General features: G+C 53.9%; 19 protein-coding genes. 13 read left to right on the top strand and 6 right to left on the bottom strand.

Annotated elements, in window-relative coordinates; all coding sequences use genetic code 11:
* Window positions 1-80 precede the first annotated feature (80 nt).
* The 3 genes from guaB to BUB69_RS06875 all read left to right on the top strand — a co-directional run bounded on the left by guaB (window position 81) and on the right by BUB69_RS06875 (window position 4616).
* Window positions 81-1550 (top strand): IMP dehydrogenase, encoded by a 1470-nt coding sequence (guaB, locus tag BUB69_RS06865; RefSeq protein ID WP_073163691.1) that lies wholly within the window; start codon window positions 81-83, stop codon window positions 1548-1550.
* Between the two features lie 105 nt (window positions 1551-1655).
* Complete coding sequence (gene guaA / locus BUB69_RS06870; protein ID WP_024685910.1) at window positions 1656-3233, top strand: glutamine-hydrolyzing GMP synthase; 1578 nt, start codon at window positions 1656-1658, stop codon at window positions 3231-3233.
* 810 nt (window positions 3234-4043) lie between these two features.
* Entirely contained in the window at window positions 4044-4616 is a 573-nt protein-coding gene (locus BUB69_RS06875; RefSeq protein ID WP_141121826.1) for a hypothetical protein, read from the top strand.
* A 52-nt stretch (window positions 4617-4668) separates the two neighbouring features.
* Here the strand turns inward: BUB69_RS06875 and BUB69_RS06880 are convergent, their stop codons facing one another.
* Window positions 4669-5853 carry a hypothetical protein gene (locus tag BUB69_RS06880; protein ID WP_141121827.1) on the bottom strand — a complete coding sequence of 395 codons (1185 nt, stop codon included), beginning with the start codon at window positions 5851-5853 and terminating at the stop codon, window positions 4669-4671.
* 365 nt (window positions 5854-6218) lie between these two features.
* Between BUB69_RS06880 and BUB69_RS06885 the strand changes: the two genes are divergently transcribed.
* The gene (locus tag BUB69_RS06885; RefSeq protein ID WP_061436649.1) at window positions 6219-6674 is read left to right on the top strand and encodes a hypothetical protein; all 456 of its coding nucleotides are present in this window, start codon (window positions 6219-6221) and stop codon (window positions 6672-6674) included.
* Window positions 6675-6777: 103 nt separating this feature from the next.
* Complete coding sequence (locus tag BUB69_RS06890) at window positions 6778-7512, top strand: DUF5677 domain-containing protein (protein ID WP_073163695.1); 735 nt, start codon at window positions 6778-6780, stop codon at window positions 7510-7512.
* A gap of 268 nt (window positions 7513-7780) precedes the next feature.
* On the opposite strand, the gene BUB69_RS06895 is transcribed toward BUB69_RS06890, so the two are convergent.
* Window positions 7781-8446, bottom strand: coding sequence for a hypothetical protein (locus BUB69_RS06895; RefSeq protein ID WP_073163697.1), 666 nt, complete (start codon window positions 8444-8446; stop codon window positions 7781-7783).
* A gap of 265 nt (window positions 8447-8711) precedes the next feature.
* Here BUB69_RS06895 and BUB69_RS06900 point away from each other — a divergent pair, with 265 nt between their 5' ends.
* The 6 genes from BUB69_RS06900 (at window position 8712) to BUB69_RS06925 (ending at window position 12945) form a co-directional block, all read left to right on the top strand.
* Entirely contained in the window at window positions 8712-9314 is a 603-nt protein-coding gene (locus BUB69_RS06900) for a hypothetical protein (RefSeq protein WP_015371108.1), read from the top strand.
* Between the two features lie 29 nt (window positions 9315-9343).
* Window positions 9344-9658, top strand: a complete 315-nt coding sequence (locus tag BUB69_RS06905) for a hypothetical protein (RefSeq protein ID WP_015371109.1) — start codon at window positions 9344-9346, stop codon at window positions 9656-9658.
* Window positions 9659-9757: 99 nt separating this feature from the next.
* Window positions 9758-9964 (top strand): hypothetical protein, encoded by a 207-nt coding sequence (locus tag BUB69_RS06910; protein WP_032883549.1) that lies wholly within the window; start codon window positions 9758-9760, stop codon window positions 9962-9964.
* A gap of 413 nt (window positions 9965-10377) precedes the next feature.
* Entirely contained in the window at window positions 10378-10689 is a 312-nt protein-coding gene (locus BUB69_RS28815) for a hypothetical protein (RefSeq protein ID WP_175561656.1), read from the top strand.
* A 288-nt stretch (window positions 10690-10977) separates the two neighbouring features.
* Complete coding sequence (locus BUB69_RS06920; RefSeq protein WP_056858383.1) at window positions 10978-11364, top strand: hypothetical protein; 387 nt, start codon at window positions 10978-10980, stop codon at window positions 11362-11364.
* Between the two features lie 378 nt (window positions 11365-11742).
* Window positions 11743-12945 carry an MBL fold metallo-hydrolase gene (locus BUB69_RS06925; protein ID WP_073163699.1) on the top strand — a complete coding sequence of 401 codons (1203 nt, stop codon included), beginning with the start codon at window positions 11743-11745 and terminating at the stop codon, window positions 12943-12945.
* A gap of 61 nt (window positions 12946-13006) precedes the next feature.
* On the opposite strand, the gene BUB69_RS29295 is transcribed toward BUB69_RS06925, so the two are convergent.
* Window positions 13007-13135 carry a hypothetical protein gene (locus tag BUB69_RS29295; RefSeq protein WP_262410392.1) on the bottom strand — a complete coding sequence of 43 codons (129 nt, stop codon included), beginning with the start codon at window positions 13133-13135 and terminating at the stop codon, window positions 13007-13009.
* 387 nt (window positions 13136-13522) lie between these two features.
* The gene (locus tag BUB69_RS06930; RefSeq protein WP_073163701.1) at window positions 13523-14425 is read right to left on the bottom strand and encodes a LysR family transcriptional regulator; all 903 of its coding nucleotides are present in this window, start codon (window positions 14423-14425) and stop codon (window positions 13523-13525) included.
* 87 nt (window positions 14426-14512) lie between these two features.
* Between BUB69_RS06930 and BUB69_RS06935 the strand changes: the two genes are divergently transcribed.
* Together BUB69_RS06935 and BUB69_RS06940 are read left to right on the top strand one after the other, a co-directional pair.
* On the top strand, window positions 14513-15526 hold the full coding sequence (locus tag BUB69_RS06935) for an NADP-dependent oxidoreductase (protein ID WP_073163704.1): 1014 nt from the start codon (window positions 14513-14515) through the stop codon (window positions 15524-15526).
* Between the two features lie 66 nt (window positions 15527-15592).
* Window positions 15593-15895: a putative quinol monooxygenase gene (locus BUB69_RS06940; RefSeq protein ID WP_073163707.1), complete on the top strand. Its 303-nt coding sequence runs from the start codon at window positions 15593-15595 to the stop codon at window positions 15893-15895.
* 655 nt (window positions 15896-16550) lie between these two features.
* Here BUB69_RS06940 and msrQ read toward each other — a convergent pair.
* Together msrQ and msrP are read right to left on the bottom strand one after the other, a co-directional pair.
* Window positions 16551-17189: a protein-methionine-sulfoxide reductase heme-binding subunit MsrQ gene (msrQ, locus tag BUB69_RS06945; protein WP_073163710.1), complete on the bottom strand. Its 639-nt coding sequence runs from the start codon at window positions 17187-17189 to the stop codon at window positions 16551-16553.
* The gene (msrP, locus tag BUB69_RS06950; protein ID WP_073163713.1) at window positions 17189-18199 is read right to left on the bottom strand and encodes a protein-methionine-sulfoxide reductase catalytic subunit MsrP; all 1011 of its coding nucleotides are present in this window, start codon (window positions 18197-18199) and stop codon (window positions 17189-17191) included. The genes msrQ and msrP overlap by 1 nt, the downstream gene beginning before the upstream one ends.
* Between the last annotated feature and the right edge of the window lie 168 nt (window positions 18200-18367).

The following is an 18367-nucleotide window of genomic DNA, read 5'->3' on the forward strand; positions in this document are numbered from 1 at the left end:
AGACTGAGGTTTACATTGAGCCGGGCAGGGTGTGTAGGTATAATGGCGCGCTTCCAATTTCCCGCCCGGGAGCCCCCGCGATGCTGCGTATCAGTCAAGAAGCCCTTACATTCGACGACATTCTCCTTGTGCCCGGTTATTCCGAGGTACTGCCCAACGAAGTCAGTCTGAAAACCCGTTTGACCCGTGGCATCGAGCTGAATATTCCTTTGGTCTCCGCTGCAATGGACACTGTCACTGAGGCCCGTCTGGCAATTGCCATGGCTCAGGAAGGCGGTATCGGTATCATCCACAAGAACATGACCATCGAGCAGCAGGCTGCCGAAGTGCGCAAGGTCAAGAAGTTCGAGGCCGGTGTCGTCAAGGACCCGATCACGATCGAGGCCGACGCCACGGTTCGCGACCTGTTCGAACTCACCCGCATGCACAACATTTCCGGCGTACCCGTGCTACATGATGGCGACCTGGTCGGCATCGTGACGTCCCGCGACGTACGTTTCGAAAACCGTCTTGATGTTCCTGTCCGCGAAGTGATGACGCCTAAAGAGCGTCTGGTCACCGTGCGCGAAGGCGCTGACAAGAACGAAGTGCGCGAACTGCTGCACAAGCACCGTCTCGAGAAAGTCCTGATCGTCGACGCCAAGTTCGCGCTCAAGGGCATGATGACCGTCAAGGACATCGAAAAAGCCAAGGCATACCCGCTGGCCAGCAAGGACGACCAGGGTCGTCTGCGGGTCGGCGCAGCCGTCGGCACCGGCAAGGATACCGGCGAGCGCGTCACCGCGCTGGTTGCTGCCGGCGTTGACGTGGTGGTTGTCGACACCGCGCATGGTCACTCCAAAGGCGTGATCGACCGCGTTCGCTGGGTCAAGGAAAACTTCCCGCAAGTGCAGGTCATCGGCGGCAACATCGCCACCGGCGAAGCGGCCAAGGCGCTGGTCGCGGCTGGCGCTGACGCGGTCAAGGTCGGTATCGGCCCTGGCTCGATCTGCACCACCCGCATCGTTGCCGGTGTCGGCGTTCCACAGATCAGCGCCATCGCCAACGTTTCCGCTGCCCTTGAAGGCACTGGCGTTCCGATGATCGCCGACGGCGGTATCCGCTTCTCCGGTGACCTGTCCAAGGCCATCGTGGCGGGCGCTTCCTGCGTGATGATGGGCTCGATGTTCGCCGGTACTGAAGAAGCGCCAGGCGAGATCGAACTGTTCCAGGGTCGCTCCTACAAGGCTTATCGCGGCATGGGTTCGCTGGGTGCCATGTCCCAGGCGCAAGGCTCGTCCGACCGCTACTTCCAGGATTCGTCCGCCGGTGCCGAGAAGCTCGTGCCGGAAGGTATCGAAGGCCGTGTCGCCTACAAAGGCCCGCTGTCCGCCATCATCCATCAGTTGATGGGCGGCCTGCGTTCCTCCATGGGTTACACCGGCAGTGCCGATATCGAACAGATGCGTACCAAGCCTGAATTCGTGCGCATCACCGGTGCCGGCATGGCTGAATCCCACGTTCACGACGTGCAGATCACCAAGGAAGCGCCGAACTATCGCGTTGGTTGATCCGGATTGCATCGGGGTTCGCGCCGCGATGCAGTTCAGCAAGTTTCATAGCCGGGGCTGTTGACGCAGCCCCGTGTCGTTTCTGTTTTTTGACGAGATTGAGTCATGGCCCTCGACATTCACGCCCACCGTATCCTGATCCTCGACTTCGGTTCCCAGTACACCCAGCTGATCGCCCGCCGCGTGCGTGAAATCGGCGTTTACTGTGAGCTGCATCCGTTCGACATGGACGACGAAGCGATTCGCGAATTCGCCCCGCGCGGTATCATCCTCGCCGGTGGCCCGGAGTCTGTGCACGAAGCCAACAGCCCGCGCGCGCCGCAAGCCGTGTTCGACCTGAACGTTCCGGTCTTCGGCATCTGCTACGGCATGCAGACCATGGCTGAGCAACTGGGCGGCCGCGTTGCCGGTTCCGACCTGCGCGAGTTCGGTTATGCCCGCGTGGATGTCGTCGGCAAGAGCCGCATCCTCGACGGCATCGAAGACCACATCGACGCCGATGGTGTGTTCGGTCTGGACGTCTGGATGAGCCACGGCGACAAGGTCACCGAAATCCCGGACGGTTTCCACGTCCTGGCCAGCACCCCGAGCTGCCCGATTGCCGGCATGGCCGACGACACCCGCGGTTACTACGGCGTGCAATTCCACCCGGAAGTGACCCACACCAAGCAGGGTGGTCGCATCCTGTCGCGATTCATCCTCGACATCTGCGGCTGCGAAGCCCTGTGGACGCCGTCGCACATCGCTGACGACGCCATCGCCACCATCCGTGCCCAGGTCGGCACCGACAACGTCCTGCTGGGTCTGTCCGGCGGTGTTGACTCTTCCGTGGTCGCCGCCTTGCTGCACAAGGCCATCGGCGACCAACTGACCTGCGTCTTCGTTGACAACGGCCTGTTGCGCCTGCACGAAGGCGAGCAGGTCATGGCCATGTTCGCCGAGAACATGGGCGTCAAGGTCATCCGCGCCAACGCCGAAGAACAGTTTCTGAACAACCTGGAAGGCGAGAGCGATCCAGAGAAGAAGCGCAAGATCATCGGCCGCACCTTCATCGACGTGTTCGATGCCGAATCCTGCAAGCTGGACAACATCAAGTACCTGGCGCAAGGCACCATCTACCCGGACGTGATCGAGTCGGCTGGCGCGAAAAGCGGCAAGGCACATGTCATCAAGTCGCACCACAACGTGGGCGGCCTGCCAGAAGAAATGAACCTCAAACTGGTCGAGCCCCTGCGCGAGCTGTTCAAGGACGAAGTCCGCCGTCTGGGCCTCGAACTCGGTCTGCCGTACGACATGGTCTACCGCCACCCATTCCCCGGCCCAGGCCTGGGCGTGCGCATCCTCGGTGAAGTGAAGAAGGAATACGCTGACCTGCTGCGTCGCGCCGACCACATCTTCATCGAAGAACTGCGCAAGGCCGACTGGTACCACAAAGTCAGCCAGGCCTTCGTCGTGTTCCAGCCCGTGAAATCGGTTGGCGTCGTCGGCGACGGCCGCCGCTACGCATGGGTTGTCGCACTGCGCGCAGTCGAAACCATCGACTTCATGACCGCACGCTGGGCACACCTGCCTTACGAACTGCTGGAAACCGTAAGCGGTCGTATCATCAACGAGATCGAGGGTATTTCCCGCGTGACGTATGACGTGTCGAGCAAGCCGCCTGCGACGATTGAGTGGGAGTAGGATTTTTTCTTAATATTTTGATTTTTAAAGATAAAATCTGATTCTAGGCTGATGTGCTCTGTATTGTTAATGGTCTTTCGCATGGCTCGAAAAGGCTAAGTCATAAGATTTATCTCGGTACCATGCTTGGTGGAGCGTTCTAGGCATGGTATCGGAGCCAGCTAAGTTCCAGGCCGGAGCTTGTGCCGGGGTAGTGGCCGACTGCTGTCTTTGGTATCCGGCAGCTAACGGGGCTAAGCCAACGCGCGTGCGATGCGCTCATTTCCAGCTTGGACCGTTCTCGTCCATATCAATTAAAAAGACCTGAAAAAACAAAGGCCCTCGTTAGCAGGCCTTGTTCGGTGTTGCTTGTAAACATCGTTTTGGAACTGCGCTGGAGGCTTTACGAATGCGCCCCTCTACCAACTGAGCTATTCCGGCGGAGCCGCGAGTTTTAGGGATTGGGGCGGGTCAATGTGCGGGTGTTCGGGATGGGGTGGTAAGCCTCTGGGAAGCCGGGGTGCTCCGTATTCTGACCCTTGCTTTGGAGAGCCAGTGATCGCAGCACACCAGTAGTAGCGAACAGCAACCTTCGCCGGTCACGTCAAGCGGGGACATATCCATCAAATTCCCAGTCCATCACTTCAGCCAAATTACGGGTACTCCCATGGGGCACAGCCGCGCGCGCAAGCTCGGCTGTGTGCACTGCCCACTACACTGGCTGCCACCCGTGCTTGCCGCTAATAGGGCATTCCAGCAGAATGTACCGAAGCCACACGACGGCCAGCAGGTCGTTCCCACATGTGCAGACCGCCCCGAGAGAACGCCGACATGAAACTCCGCCCCCGCATCGCCGCATGCATGCTTGCACTGCTTCCTATGGCCTTGATGGCGCAGGTACCAATGGAACTGTTGGGTGGTGGCAATTCGGCGAATGACGGGAAAATGGCAAACACGCCGTTCTACAAAGGCAAGGAAGGCATTTGGGTGCTGTCGCACAAGGCGGTGAACGATGGCTACCAGTGCTCCGTAAGTTTCATCACCGAGACGGCCTCGCTGAAAATTGCAGGTCCGTGGGATGCCGACATGGCCAAAAAAGGCGACGGGATGCTGTGGTTCAACAGCAAGGACATTCCCCAGGTAAAAGCCCCTAAGACCGTAAGAGTCACATTCGGCAATGGGCTGGGCAATGCTGATGTCGGGGCCTACCAGATACCCGGCAGTGACGGCCAGGGAGGGGTTTTCATCCTGTCGCTCAAGTTTGATTCGGTTCTGAAGGATAAAAGCGACACTGCCCACTACACCATCGGCATGGATGGCAAATCCATGGTCGATATAAAACCCATTGCCGTGCAGGCCGCCTATAAGCGTTTGAAGGAATGCATGGCGGTGCGGGTAAAGTAGGCCCCCGGACGACAGCTCCGGGGCAGTACGTTACACCGCCTTACCGTGCCGTCTATTGGCCGGGCGCGTTCATGATGTTGGCGCAGGCATGCATGCCTCGGGTATCCCCTGCAGAGTCAGCCGTCACCCGGACATCGACAACCTTGTTTACGTTGTCCGACTCGTCCGGAATCAGGACATAGCGCACGTTGCAATACTGCCAACCGCCCGCCGTGCCCATTGGGGCGCCATTGAAAGCATTCACCCACTGCACCTGGTTGTCGTACGAACTGCCGTAGGAAAGAAAGCGCATCCCACCGGCATCATTGATTGCCGGCGGCCCGTTCGCCACGACCACATCGTGTTCTGTCTTCCCTACCCACACCTGGACCAGCGTTGACTCGGCCCGCGACAGCTTGCGCTTGCCGCGCAATTGCGCAGCCTTGGTGGTAAAGGAAAGTTCTCCGCCAAGCTTCTTGAGCGTTGCATTGGTCTTATCTGCTTCACGGTCAACGCTCGACCTGAGCTCGGCCACGTTTCGTTTGAGTCCGGCGATTTCATCCGGCGTCATTTTCCGCGCGGCTACCGAGGGTGGACGTACCGCGTCCTTCCAGATGTGCTTCCAGGTGAAATCCGCCGCATCCTCACCAGTACCTATCGGAACCACGCCCAAAACATGGATGCCGAGCCCTTCCATATTTTTTGCAAGCAGTCCGTTATTGATAGAGCGCTCCGGGTTACCCGACGCCTGCAGTGCGCTCGAGAAAGCATCCGGCTGACAGGCAATGCGATAGGCCTGCAGCAGGGTGTAGCTCGAGGTCGTTTGCCAATCCGTGGGTTGTGTTGCATCGTACCTGTCCTTCTTCCGGGACCAGGTTCCACCTCCATTGGAACGGAACCTGATGGTGTCTACTTCCGGCAAGGATGCAAGTTTGATCTCGGAATCTTTCGGGACCCGCACATTGCTTCCGTTCAAGTCCGGCATGATCATGCGATTCATGTTGGGGCATTCGAATTGCGCCGCCATGACCGTCCAATGAGGCTTGTCCGCCGCCTCGTAGACCAGTTCCAGCTCCATCCCTCGGATCAGCGTTTTGGAGAATGCACTGCCACCCAGTCTGGCGATATCTTCCGCATTGGCATACACGATCACGCGGTTGGGCGATTCACCCTGCATATCGATGATGTACTTGTTCGCCAGTACCGGGCTGGCCATCGCCAATATGGCCAGCCCGCAAAACATTTCTCGAATTTTCACTGAAGGATCCTTTGTTGTCATCCACAGCGCAGCGCATGGCCGGCTATGACCTTGAGATGGTTCGATCTTAGAGCCGCTCGGTTCGGCTAACAAGCCGACGTATAACCGGACCCAACGGGGTGCAGAGCGTGCGGTGCGAGGGATGTTCGTTTTGGGTCGATAGCAGTCGCCGGTGACGAGGGGCAGCTACCGGCCAAGAGCAGATGTAGATGACCGGCCGCTATCGGCCAAAAGCGGACCATCAGCCGTGATGGCAGCTGGCAAAAATGGAGTTATGGTTCGCCTACGAAAAGAGGAACATTCAGAGCCCCTGCTTTTTAGGTTAAATTGGCTTCAATACATGAACGGCAGGAGCTGGAAGCAGTATGAAGGACTCATATAAACAGATAGTAGCCCTGAGCAAAGGATCAGTACGAACACTTCTCGACGAAAAGAAAGTTCTCATGTCCTACCTGTATAGCCAGGCGCTTACGCACTGTATAGAACATTCGGAAAAGCATGGTGATTACAGCCTTCTTGGTGCATTGGTGAACGTATTCGACGGTCGTGACTTTAAGCTGTTCGTTTCAGCATGGATCTGTGAACGCCTTGGGCTGACAAGCAAAATGGGGCCGGTGGGGGCCGTCTTCGCAAGGAGCGGGAAACCTCCAAACACGCATATGAGCTTTAAGGTAAGTGTGGAAGAGTTCGCCGGAGCGAAATTTAAGGCAAAAGTACCGGTGAAGCCTGTTTCTACGAAGGAGAGGAAGGCGCCAAAGCGTGTTGATATGCTCGACTCATGGGCGCGCCTGCCGGGTAGCTTCGGGCATGGGAAGCGATGAGCCAGCAGAATTCGTTTTGCTCACTCACTCCATCCGTGACGCTTTGCCTAACGCATTCGGCGGTCTATTTTGATGCGGGAATGAACCTATTGGTGGAGAGTAGATGAGTACAACGACGGCCCTACAACTTCTCAAATCGGCGGAGCAAATACTTGAAGGTCTTCGAAGCCTTATTATTCGTGCTCGGCCCCCATTGGTTTCACCAGATCGTTTGCGGGTCAGCCTTGTACTGACTATCGCTGAGCAGTTTGAGGCAATGTTGCATTTGGCTAATGCCCATATGAGTACGCACGCAGCCACTCATGTGAGGTCAATGATCGAGGCACTCGTAGCTATGAAGATGCTTGAGACGAGTAACACATATATTGACCAGATGCGATATGAAAAATTAAAAAGCGAGCGACGTGTCTACAAGGGGATAATTGCTGACCCTCATATTCCTGAACAATTGAAAATCTCAATAAAAGAAATGGACGATATCTGTCATTCCGAGTGTGAGGTTTTTCGTGCTGCCGGCCTCAAGCCCAAGAAAATAAGCGACGATATTGGTGCTGCCGGGTTAGGTCATTTAGTTGGCCCTTATTCGATGCTTTGTGCTTTCTCACATAACGATCTAGCTGTGCTGGCATTCCGACATCAGAATGAAACGAACATGGTCTATAAGCAGGCTGATTCACCTAAATTTGTAGAATCGATCATTTCCACCTCGTTGATGGTACTGATGGATGCAACTGATCAATTTGGCAGGCTTGCCAAATTTCCTGACAACCACTTCCATACAGTTTTTGCGGAGATGAATGCGAAGTGGGTTGATGTTCTTTCACGACGCGGGGGGTGAAGTTCTGGATTGCGTGATTGTTTTGAATCACCCCTAATTTCCTGGAGGCATCCGACTGGCTCCTTTTGGCCTGATAAGGGGCAGCAATCGTTTCAATCATGGGCCTGGCTTATGCGGCGTTTGCGTCTGACTTGACCCTACGCATGCTCAACGAATTTTGGCAATCACCGAGACGGGGATAACGGGCTGATCGCGCCACTGACCTGTCAGGCGTACGTAAGAGCGTTGATGCCGTAACCTACATGTCCGCAGAACATCTGAAATAGAGCTAGTCTAGAAAAACTGTGCTCATGCTTTTTCTCTTTCTTGAGTTGAACAAATCAAATATGGTCTTGTTGGCCTCAATAAACCTTGTTTTCCATTGCTGAATGGTAATGTCGTTTGATTTGTGGACGTAAAAATTTATCAGGCAGTTATGAAGGTAGTGTAGAGACGTTAAGTATTCGTTTATTGAATCCATCAGTTTGACGTGCTCGACGGCTGAGTCCTGGCTCAATGAAGCCCCCCAAAAGCCAAGCTCGCTATTCACGGAAGTAAGAGATTGGGCATAGAGTTTCAGTTCGTTGTTATTATCAACTACTTTCTCTAGATTAGACTTTGCTTGAGAATCACTAGGCACCAACATACCAGCTTCCGGGACAAGATTGAACAGCAGATTTGCTATTTGAACTGTGGTTGATTCGATCTGAACAAGTGTTGAAATATATAGCTTCTTTGTTGAGTACGCGTCTTCTCTAATCTTTTGTTTGTGCCACCCTATATATGTGACGACAGCTAGAATGAGAGCTACTACTGTAGCGATTCCGGAAAGGGCCTCAGCCCAACCTGAAGAACTTAACAAACCTTTTGCTACTAGTCCGAAAAATAAACCAGTCGCGAACGAGCACGCTATCAGGATAGGTAGGATAAAACGGCGATTCGAAATAGCGGCCATGCTTCACCAAAGTTCTAGGAGTCAGATCCATTGTGGATCATCAAGTGATTGTTTGGGAGGCCTTATAGGTTTTTTGCAGGGCAGATGTGAATCGCCCGTAATTTCCTAGATGCCTTCGACTGGCTCCTTTTGGCCGATTTCTGCCTGTCGCGACCGGTTGAAACCGATATCGCCGCGACGATTCAGCCACAAAATTTTCAGCCTTTACGCAATGCGCCTCCTCTTTTGCTGTCTGTAACCCTGACTCCGCAAAAGGAAAGGCTTCATGTCGATACGCCCTCTGCTCTGCCTGCTTGCATTGCCGTTGTTCGCAGGCTGCCAGTTTTTGCCCCATACCAACTACTTTACCGCGCCCGAAAACGAGCCCAACCCTGCCTGGGTACGTATCGTCGACTACACGCAGCACGCCGAAATTTACCAATACGAAAACGGCAAACGTTCGGGCGGCGCCGTTCGCACCGGCCCCCTGCCGTTCACCCACACACAGGACGTGGGCATGCCAAAGGCAGGGCAAGACCTTACATGGGACTATTACGAAACGCAGATCCGACCCGGTATCGAAACGCAAGTGGATCTATTCTGGGAGGGGACACGCACTCGTTCCTGCTATGTCTCGACTAAGTTCACGCCCCAAGCCGGACGCTATTACCAGTTCAGGCTGACATCCGGCTCATCAGGCAACTGTAGGTTGTACGCATCACTGATCGAGCGCGACAAGGAAGGAAGCGGTTGGCATCTCACGCCAAACCCGCAGGTGACCTATAACGGCGATGGACCGACGGCCAAAACCCATTACGAGAACAGCCGCTTTGAGAACCCCAATTATCGTCCACCCGCGGATCTCTATCCGGGGATAGACGTTTACTAAACAGGTAAACGACTACAAGGAATCGTTGATTGGCTAGCGCAAAATACTTCCGAATGATCGGTGAGCGAGCCTCAGAGGATCTGTTTGCATGGTCGGCATTTGTCGTGCAAACAGAATTCCTATGGCAAGACACGGCGTCAGTCCAGGACGCTGTCGCTTGGCAGCGTGTTTGGTTCGAGCTGGAAATACTAAACGGGCTTGCATTGGCGCAATGGGAGGATGAGGGAAAGCCTGATAACTGGTCGTGCCGCTGGAACGCCGACTATCGACAAGAAGCGGCGGTCCTGGCGAATGAGTTGTTGGAGCTGCTGTGCGATGCAGTCTGTTCAAAACATGCCGAATAGAAACTCGGCTGCTCAATGAACCTTTGTCTTTGGGGACTTGTCATTACGAAAATGGGCATGACCCGGTATATCCGGCTAGACCTGTCGCAAGGTGAGTATATGGAAGACATAGATGATTTTAGATTTAGATGCCACGAGCTACTAGTTGAGCTTGATGCCGCCAATACCAAAATGATGATGATGGTGGTCTCGAAGAGAGTTTCAGGGCCTGATTGGGATGAGGAAGTCAAAAAGCATCATGAAGCATACAAGGCCTGGAACTCTTTTCTTCATCCCGTTACCGTCCCTCCAGACGATCAGCATTAGTTCTTATTAAGTGGCCAGAAGGTTCCCGAACAATGGGGCTGGGCACGACCAAGTGTTGTAAATGCTTCTATCGTATCGGGCCGGAATCAGTCTGGGGTATCGCCATTGCCAGCTTTGAGTCGAAAGCGGCTTTTAGTAAATGGCGGCTAATGGCCCAGAGTGTGTAAAAACGCTTCACCAAAATTTAAGTGTCCGCGTCTACGTCAAATCTGAAATTTATCGGTACGTCAGCAGATGTGGATTTTGCGTAGAAGCGCGATTTTCGGTTCGGTTTTGAGTACCTGTCGCGCTCAAAAACGTTTTTCCACAGCCTCGGCCAGAAGCAGCCATTCATAATCCCTTAAGGTATAGGGATGCTAACCTCGCTAGGCCAAACTGAGGCAAGGCACCTGAGAGATTCCGGGGATCAAAAAATGGAAGAAACACTCTCCTCTACATTTATGCGCACCAAAGGGAAGCCCATAAGTTTCAATGGAAAAACTATCGTTGCGATCATGGAGATCAAGATCACAGAGCCCAGAACCGTCTTTTCAGTTCGTCGATTGGGCGCTACGAACGGTCGAGTGCAAGGATTGGCATTAAAGATGATGGGCGGGCAAATCGTCGTCGAAGGCTCTGGCAACGGCTGTCCCGAAATAGTTTTGTGGTCTGATATCAGTCCCGATGCTTTGGAGATAGAAGTGTTTTCTAAAGGTGGAAACGTTCTAAAAATCTGGAACGTCTAGAAGAGCGCTTTTGGCATGAATGCATGGGTTGGCAATGCTGGAATTCACGTCCACGGGACCGATGGCACGATGACGTTGGAATGTAGCGACGGGGTGGGTGATGTCGACTTCTCCGATTATGTGGTTGTTGTGGAAAAACGATAATGCACGGAGTTATGTCGGCTTTGGGTCGACTCCCCCCCATAGTGAACGGCGGAGGTCGTTCAAACCCCTAGCCAAATACACTGTCGCGAAGATCGCACTCAAAAATTTTGGTGCAAGTGTGCAGCCAAGGAAAAGGGAGGATTCATGAGTCTTGATCTGTGCTTGGAAGCTGATAGTACGCTCACAATTTCGACGCTGAGCAAGGCAGTTGCGAATGCCGGTGCTTGGGAAATAGAGGTCGCAGGAAATGGGCTATACGCTGAATTTACCTCGGGACTTAAATTGAGTACCAATGACGTACTCGATGCCCCTACGATTTATGCTGAGAATACAATGGGTATCGACTTCCCTGTCGCTGTGCGTTGCACCATCAGAATTAAAGGGCCCGAACCAGAGGGGGAGTCGGCTATGGAAGATCTGGATAAAATCGCTCGGTCCATATCTCAGTCGTGTTCGGCTTTCTTTCTTATTAGCTTTCAGTTCGAAAAAACCTTGTACTGGCGGGATGCGACAGGGCTGCATCGTCCTTGAGGTAGGTGCCTGCGCGTCCTCTTTCAGACATTTCCGAATGGTGTTTTTTCGGACGAAAACCCCCCTGAATTGAGGAGCTGCTTTTGGCCGATCTCTGACTGTCGCCACCGTCAGCTTTGGGTCGGTTTCAGCCGGTCGCGACAGGCAGAAATCGGCCAGAAGCTGCCGGTCAGTCGTTACTTGATGGTCGTTCTCGCATTGTCGCGCACGACCTAGGCCCTTAGGTTTACGCCATTACAAGAGCCTTCTCCATTGATGGTGGCCCACGTGATCTGCGGGAGCGGCCCTCCATTGGATCCAGAAACCAGAGTAGGTATACTAGCCATGGCTTAAAGCCATCACGAAATCAATGCCTCTGTCCACGCTTAGGATTATTCGATGCCCCGTTTTACCGCAATTCCGGTAGGTCAAGGAGATGCGTTCTATTTTGAGCGTGATAACTTTTCGGTGCTTGTGGATGGCGGCAGAAGTACACGATGGATGCGGCAGAAGCTGGACGAAATAGACGCTCGGCCCCTTGATATTATCGTCTGCACACATAATGACGCTGATCATGTGGACGGTATCATTGGCCTGCTGCGTCAAGAGCGCGCCTGCGATGAAATATGGCTACCGGGCAAATGGATTGAAGTTATAGGTCACGCGCTGAAGCGCGGTCCGTCAATAGCCGAAAAACTCTTGACGGATATCCGTGAGATTCCAATTAAGCGTGCATTAGAAAAAATCGAAAATCTCCGAACTGGAGAGGCGACTACGTACGAAGCGGCGCATGTGCCACCACAGGAGAGGGAGCAGCCACCAGAGCAACTGACTGACATGGCGATTGAGGACTACTTAAATGAAGCCCAACTTCCATATCGTCACTTCTATTCCCCAGAGATGCGGTATCCCTTTATTTATTCCGCGAATAAGCGATCAAGTCTCAAAACTCTTATACAAGCCCTGACTGAAGAGCAAACGACACTATTCATTGAGCTGATTGATGCCTTGGACCGCATCATGCTTGTCGCATTATTGGCGTTACATCACGAAATCCCAATACGTTGGTTTGAATATGACACAACTCACCCCAGTGGTGGCATCGAGAACGTGCTGGTTCCGCTAAACGCACGTGAAATCCAATTTCACAAACCTCGGGACAACTCTGTTATGGATGTGATCGGGTTGACGGTAGTCAATAAGGAGAGCTTGGTGCTGTGGGCACCACCGGCCCAGAGTATGCCAGGGGTACTTTTTTGTGCAGACTCCCAGCTGACTGATATCGACCTCTCCGCCATCGCGCTAAATAACGCGATCTGCACAGCCCCCCATCATGGCTCCAGTGATAACGATTGCGCGTACGGCCACATTTCACGGGCATTTCAGGATTCCCAATCTCTGGTCTGGGCCCGCAGCGATGGACGTTATAGACAGCGCCCAGGGGTCGCCTACCTGAATACAACCAACCGCTTTTGCACTGTCTGCCGACCAGCAGAAACAGCCCCATACCAGACGGCTGCACAACATCTGAACTTCACCCCAAGTAATGGGCGGTGGACACCTGATGGGACGCGTCAGTGCAATTGCGCTCCGGCTCCTTGATACCAAGAAATTACATTGAAATGATAAAAGCTACTGTTACGTAGCTTTTATCAGTTACAAGTTACTTTTTAGAAGACTTGCTTGGCTTCAAGTCGGGATTATTACCTTGCGTGTCTTTATTATCGCGACGACGCTTATCTACTTTCCCGGTTGATTTGGCAATAGGCTTTGGACCTGGTTTGAGCGCCATACAGTCTTCCTCACATTGATATGGATACTAGTAACGCACAACGATCCTAATACTGTTAATAAGAGTTTTCAAGAGGCTTGGAAATCAGTTTTTAGCCCCTTAAAAAATGTAACTTCTTTTACAGAATCGACTACCTTTCCAACTCTAAACCATTGATTTAATTGGTGTAGCGTACCTACTACCAAAGCAAGCATAGAGATATTCAATATCGTGCTGGGCACTGGAGACCATTTCTCTCAATTCTGAGAAGGGCCGCTTTTGGCCGATACCTGACGATCAAGAGCGCTGCCTGCAAGCGACGTCTCCGGAGCGGTACACCTGGAGTATCTGCGCCTAGATCAGCTAGCGGCTGTTGAAAATACCCTGTCTGAACGAAGAGTCAGGACCTCAGCGAAGTTCGATCAGCATATCCAGAAAAGCGCGTACCGCAGGATTGGTGCGACGGCTTTCGGGCCAAATGGCGGTGATATTGTGCCTCTGTACCGCGAATTCGGAGAGTATCGGGACCAGCTCCTTACGCTTCACCCTCGGAGCTGCCATGAAGCTCGCGGCTATTCCTATACCCGTGCCCGCGGCCATTGCTTCCAAAATAGCCTCGCTTGCATCAACGACGACGGACGATGACGGCAGTATTTCGATCTCTTTATCTGCGATGCGAAACGGCCAGCGTAAGGTTTGACCGGTGTTTTGATAGCGTAGGTTCACCGTTTCATGCTCCGCCAGCTCATCAGGATGCTGAGGCGTTCCGCACCTTGCCAAGTAGTCAGGAGAGGCGTAGCAACCGAGCTTGTATGGCAAGAGCCGACGGGACAAAAGCGATGAGTCCGAAAGCTCACCGATCCTTACCGCAAGATCAATGCCTTCCTCGACCAGGTTCACGATCTGGTCGCTTAGCCGCAGGTCGATCAATACCTTCGGGTAGCGTTTACGAAACTCGCTGATGGCAGGCGCGATGATATGCAACCCGATGGGAAGTGATGCCGCAATCCGTAACGTGCCAGCAGGCTCGGAGCGTGCTGACTTAGCCACCTGCTCGATCTCTTCTGCATGACGCAACAGCTGCAACACACGCTCATGAATATCGCGGCCTTCAACGGTGAGGGTCAGCGAGCGTGTGGTGCGGGTGAACAGCGACACCCCGAAATGACGTTCTAGGCGCTGGATGCTTTTACTGATCGCCGAGGGCGAAATGGACAGCGAGCGGGCCGCAGCCCTGTAGCTGCCCAGAGAGCCGGCGCGGGCGAATGCGATCAATCCGCTCAGTCGTTCAAATCCGATTGGTTCCTTCATGGCACCATTGAAACGACTTTCAACCTTATTATCAACCTGGCTGATAGGGGTTAACTTAAGTCATCCCCCATCGATAACGAGGTTGTGATGAACGACACAATGAAAGCTGTGCAGTTGCACGAATTTGGCGGCCCTGAAGTGTTGCGCTACGAGGATGCGCCCAAACCCATGGCACAACCTGGCGAAGTGCTTGTCCGCGTCCATGCGGCGAGCCTTAACCCGCCAGACCTTTTTCTACGAGACGGCTATCGTGCCCTACCCCCTGAGTGGCGGCCAGACGCCAAGTTTCCGCTGACTTTAGGCACGGACGTATCGGGAGAGGTCGTCGCGCTCGGGGACGGAGTTTCCAGATTCAGCGTCGGTGACAACGTCTACGCAATGGTGCGCTTTCCGAAAGATTTGATGACTGGCAGCGGCGCCTACGCCGAATACATACGCATCCATGAGACCGAGTTGGCTTTGAAACCCAACGGGATAGACCACGTCCAGGCCGCAGGTGCGCCCATGTCGTTGCTTACTGTCTGGCAGTTTCTGATTGAGCTGGGCCATGACGAGCCAAATCCCTTTCAGTCGTTTCGACATGAGCCAGTCCCGCTGCGAGGCAAGACCGTGCTGGTAAACGGTGCCGGCGGTGGCGTGGGGCATCTGGCAGTACAGGTTGCCAAATGGAAAGGTGCGCGCGTCATCGCGGTTGCCTCCGGTAAGCATGAGAGCCTGCTTCGCGACCTGGGCGCAGAGGAATTTATCGATCACACAATGACGGCCGCTGAAAGCGTCGCGAAGGATGTGGATCTGGTGATTGACGCCGTCGGTGGTGCGAATATGGAACGCTTTCTGAGCGTCATAAGACCGGGCGGCGCCCTCTTCCTGGTCAATCCCATGGGTTTCTGCGCGCATAAAGAAGCAGCTGATCTGGGCATCACCGTTTCCTCAACGCAGGTGCGCTCCAACGGTACCCAACTGGCAGAGGCTGGCCGCTTATTGGATAACGGTACTGTCCGCGTGATGATCGACAGTACGTTTGCGCTTGCCCAGGCATCGGATGCGCATCACCGAGCTTCACGGGGAAGTATTCAAGGAAAGATCGTGCTTATCGCCTGAGTTATCAATGCCTCCAATTTCAGAGCCGATCTGTAATTGGGGTCTACACCAAAAAGGATGGCAAAAATGCTCATCGTAGCTGGCTACCTATACGTCTCGTCCGAAGACATCGAGCGATTTCAGGGCGAGTTTCAGACCTTTGCAGTCGCGACACGACAACGTAAAGGAAATATTTCTTACGACGCCGCAATTGAAGACCCAAAATCCGGAAAACTTATTCTATTAGAACGCTGGACTGATCAAGCTGCGCTTAGCGCTCATCTTAACGCCATAGACACCGTACAGTTCGTAAACCGATGGGAGCGGTTGATGCGAGGCGATATTAGAAAGTACGACGCTTCGAACGAACGGGATCTTATGACGCAGTAGCAACGAAGCTAACCTTAGGGGCTGCTCCTCTTGGTTGGAATGAAGGGCCGCTTTCGGCCAAAAGCAGCCATAAAGGCAGCTTTGATAATCACTCAGTCACTCATTTCGAAAGCCAGGACTCTACAACGTCAGAGCCATGCTCACTCTTCCAAGCTGTTGCTGCTGATGCGTTTTTAACAAGGCTGCAGGAATTCATTCACCTCCCCAAACACTCAGCGAATGAAGTTTTTGTGGAGGATTTCAGATACCGCATTTAGGTCAGTTGAAATCAGCAGCCTGGGTCAAAAATCGCATCACCGCCAACACCTTGTAATCGCCAAGCAGTCCTCGGGCGCTTATCCAGTGTGTCCCCGGTGATCATGAGCCTTAATGCATCAGGCCGCGGAGTTCCAGCCAATGAAGTGTTGCTTTGTATCTGCCAAAGCCCTTGTTCTCCCGCTGAAAAATGACGCAATAGTTGCGGCATAGGATCCATTAGAAGTCGCTCAAATTGGTAGCAGGGTTGCGCATTCATTATTAAATGATCGCAGTCTGATTTTTCGAAAGTACGTCCCGACTAATCGATATTCATTGACCCTTGCTGCAGCGCCGTGAACCGGTAACTGCGCTGGCTTCTGATTCAGGTAGCGTGGGCAGCGATTTACCGGCAAGTGGTTCACTTCGCATCCGCGGCCAAGCTTTTTATGCCGATGTTGCTACTTCTAGTTTGACTAGGCTGAATTCGCCGAGCAATGGCAGGGATTCTGAGCGTTAAGAGGAGTACACCTATGGCTGCATATATAGCCCACGCCTTCAGATCAGCCCGCACAATCCACAGCATATGCAGCAATCCCAGTCCGAGAATCAGGTAACTGAGCCGATGCAGTTTCTTCCAGCGCCTTCCCAAACGGCGCTGGCTATAGCGATTGGACGTGACCGCCAGTGCCAGCAAGCCGAGAAATCCTAAAGCGCCGACAATGATGTAGGGCCGCTTGACCAGCTCCACGCCCAATTGCGCCCAGTCGAAACCCAGGATAAAGAAGCCATAACCCAGCATGTGCAGCGACACATAGGTGAAACACCACAGCCCCAGCTGCCGGCGAACCGCAATCCATCCGGGCCAGCCCGTCGTGCGCTGCAGTGGCGTCATCGCCAGCGTGATCAAAAGCAGGGTCAATGTGCCAAGGCCCAAGCGATCGACCAGCACTTTCCCGGGATCAGGCCCCAAAGCAAAGATCCACGCCTGGTAGAGCCAAAACAGAGGGACTAAAGCTGCAGCCGCTAACACGGACAGTCGCCAGTAGATGAGGCGCATCAATAATTTTTCCGTAGATCCAGGCCCGTATACAGAGAAGCGACTTGCTCCCCATAGCCGTTGAACATCTCGGTCTGGCGAATATTCGGGCTGAACAACCCGCTAGGCAGACGTCGCTCGTGTGCCTGGGTCCAACGGGGGTGATCCACCGTCGGGTTCACATTGGCGTAAAAGCCGTACTCACTCGCGGCGATGCTCTGCCAAGTGGTCTTTGGCTGCTCACTTGTAAGGCTAATGCGCACGATGGACTTCACGCTTTTAAAGCCGTATTTCCACGGCACCACCAGACGCAGCGGCGCCCCGTTCTGATTGGGCAGCTCCCGCCCATACATGCCCACGGCCAGAATCGCGAGCGGGTTCATTGCCTCATCCAGGCGCAGCCCTTCCACATAAGGCCAGTCGATCAACGCAAAGCCGGAGCGCTGGCCAGGCATGGTTTTCGGGTCCTGCTGGGTTTCGAAGCGGATGTATTTGGCGTTCGCTGTCGGTTCAACCTGCTTAAGCAGTTCGGAGATCGGGAAACCCAGCCAGGGAATAACCATCGACCACGCTTCCACGCAGCGAAGACGATAGATACGCTCTTCCAGCTGATAAGGCTTCATGAAGTCTTCGAGTGCGTAGCGGCCAGGCTTGCCTACCTCCCCGTCAATGACCACGCTCCAGGGCTCGGTTTTCAAGGAGCCGGCGTTTTGCGCAGGATCGCCCTTGTCGGTGCCGAACTCGTAGAAGTTGTTGTAGTGGGTCGCGTCCTTGAACGGCGTGATCGTCTCGTCTTTGACGGTAACGGCTTGCCACTTTGTCGCAGGCAATTTGCCCTTGAACCAGTCAGGAGCCGCGCCGGCTTCGACATCGGCGTAGCGCAAGGCGTCGGCTTGCGCCCATCGGGGCATAGCACTGACAGCGAGGCCCGCAAGTGAGCTACCGAGCAATGCCCGACGCGAGAGGTAAAGGGATTCGGGTGTGACATCCGACTCTTTGCAATCGGATGTAGAGGGGATCTTGATCAGCATGATGACTCCGCAGCTGTTAAGAACTCAGGCATCTAGAGTTGCCCATTGACTCACCCACCAGGAAACCGAGGTGGTTGTAACTGATTACCGGCCGACGCAGCTCTTTTTGACATTCCAGGTTGTCATTTAACTATTTAGCGAAACTGTCAGACGTCTGGAACCATGACT

This window comes from Pseudomonas asturiensis (genome assembly GCF_900143095.1).
Lineage (GTDB): Bacteria > Pseudomonadota > Gammaproteobacteria > Pseudomonadales > Pseudomonadaceae > Aquipseudomonas > Aquipseudomonas asturiensis.

Coding starts and splice junctions, on each gene's coding strand:
- BUB69_RS06935 (WP_073163704.1), top strand. CDS start 14,513: ATGAACGACACAATGAAAGCTGTGCAGTTGCACGAATTTGGCGGCCCT.
- guaB (WP_073163691.1), top strand. CDS start 81: ATGCTGCGTATCAGTCAAGAAGCCCTTACATTCGACGACATTCTCCTT.
- BUB69_RS06875 (WP_141121826.1), top strand. CDS start 4,044: ATGAAACTCCGCCCCCGCATCGCCGCATGCATGCTTGCACTGCTTCCT.
- guaA (WP_024685910.1), top strand. CDS start 1,656: ATGGCCCTCGACATTCACGCCCACCGTATCCTGATCCTCGACTTCGGT.
- BUB69_RS06925 (WP_073163699.1), top strand. CDS start 11,743: ATGCCCCGTTTTACCGCAATTCCGGTAGGTCAAGGAGATGCGTTCTAT.
- BUB69_RS06910 (WP_032883549.1), top strand. CDS start 9,758: ATGGAAGACATAGATGATTTTAGATTTAGATGCCACGAGCTACTAGTT.
- BUB69_RS06930 (WP_073163701.1), bottom strand. CDS start 14,425: ATGAAGGAACCAATCGGATTTGAACGACTGAGCGGATTGATCGCATTC.
- BUB69_RS28815 (WP_175561656.1), top strand. CDS start 10,378: ATGGAAGAAACACTCTCCTCTACATTTATGCGCACCAAAGGGAAGCCC.
- BUB69_RS06900 (WP_015371108.1), top strand. CDS start 8,712: ATGTCGATACGCCCTCTGCTCTGCCTGCTTGCATTGCCGTTGTTCGCA.
- BUB69_RS29295 (WP_262410392.1), bottom strand. CDS start 13,135: ATGGCGCTCAAACCAGGTCCAAAGCCTATTGCCAAATCAACCGGGAAA.
- BUB69_RS06885 (WP_061436649.1), top strand. CDS start 6,219: ATGAAGGACTCATATAAACAGATAGTAGCCCTGAGCAAAGGATCAGTA.
- BUB69_RS06920 (WP_056858383.1), top strand. CDS start 10,978: ATGAGTCTTGATCTGTGCTTGGAAGCTGATAGTACGCTCACAATTTCG.
- BUB69_RS06895 (WP_073163697.1), bottom strand. CDS start 8,446: ATGGCCGCTATTTCGAATCGCCGTTTTATCCTACCTATCCTGATAGCG.
- BUB69_RS06890 (WP_073163695.1), top strand. CDS start 6,778: ATGAGTACAACGACGGCCCTACAACTTCTCAAATCGGCGGAGCAAATA.
- msrQ (WP_073163710.1), bottom strand. CDS start 17,189: ATGCGCCTCATCTACTGGCGACTGTCCGTGTTAGCGGCTGCAGCTTTA.
- msrP (WP_073163713.1), bottom strand. CDS start 18,199: ATGCTGATCAAGATCCCCTCTACATCCGATTGCAAAGAGTCGGATGTC.
- BUB69_RS06940 (WP_073163707.1), top strand. CDS start 15,593: ATGCTCATCGTAGCTGGCTACCTATACGTCTCGTCCGAAGACATCGAG.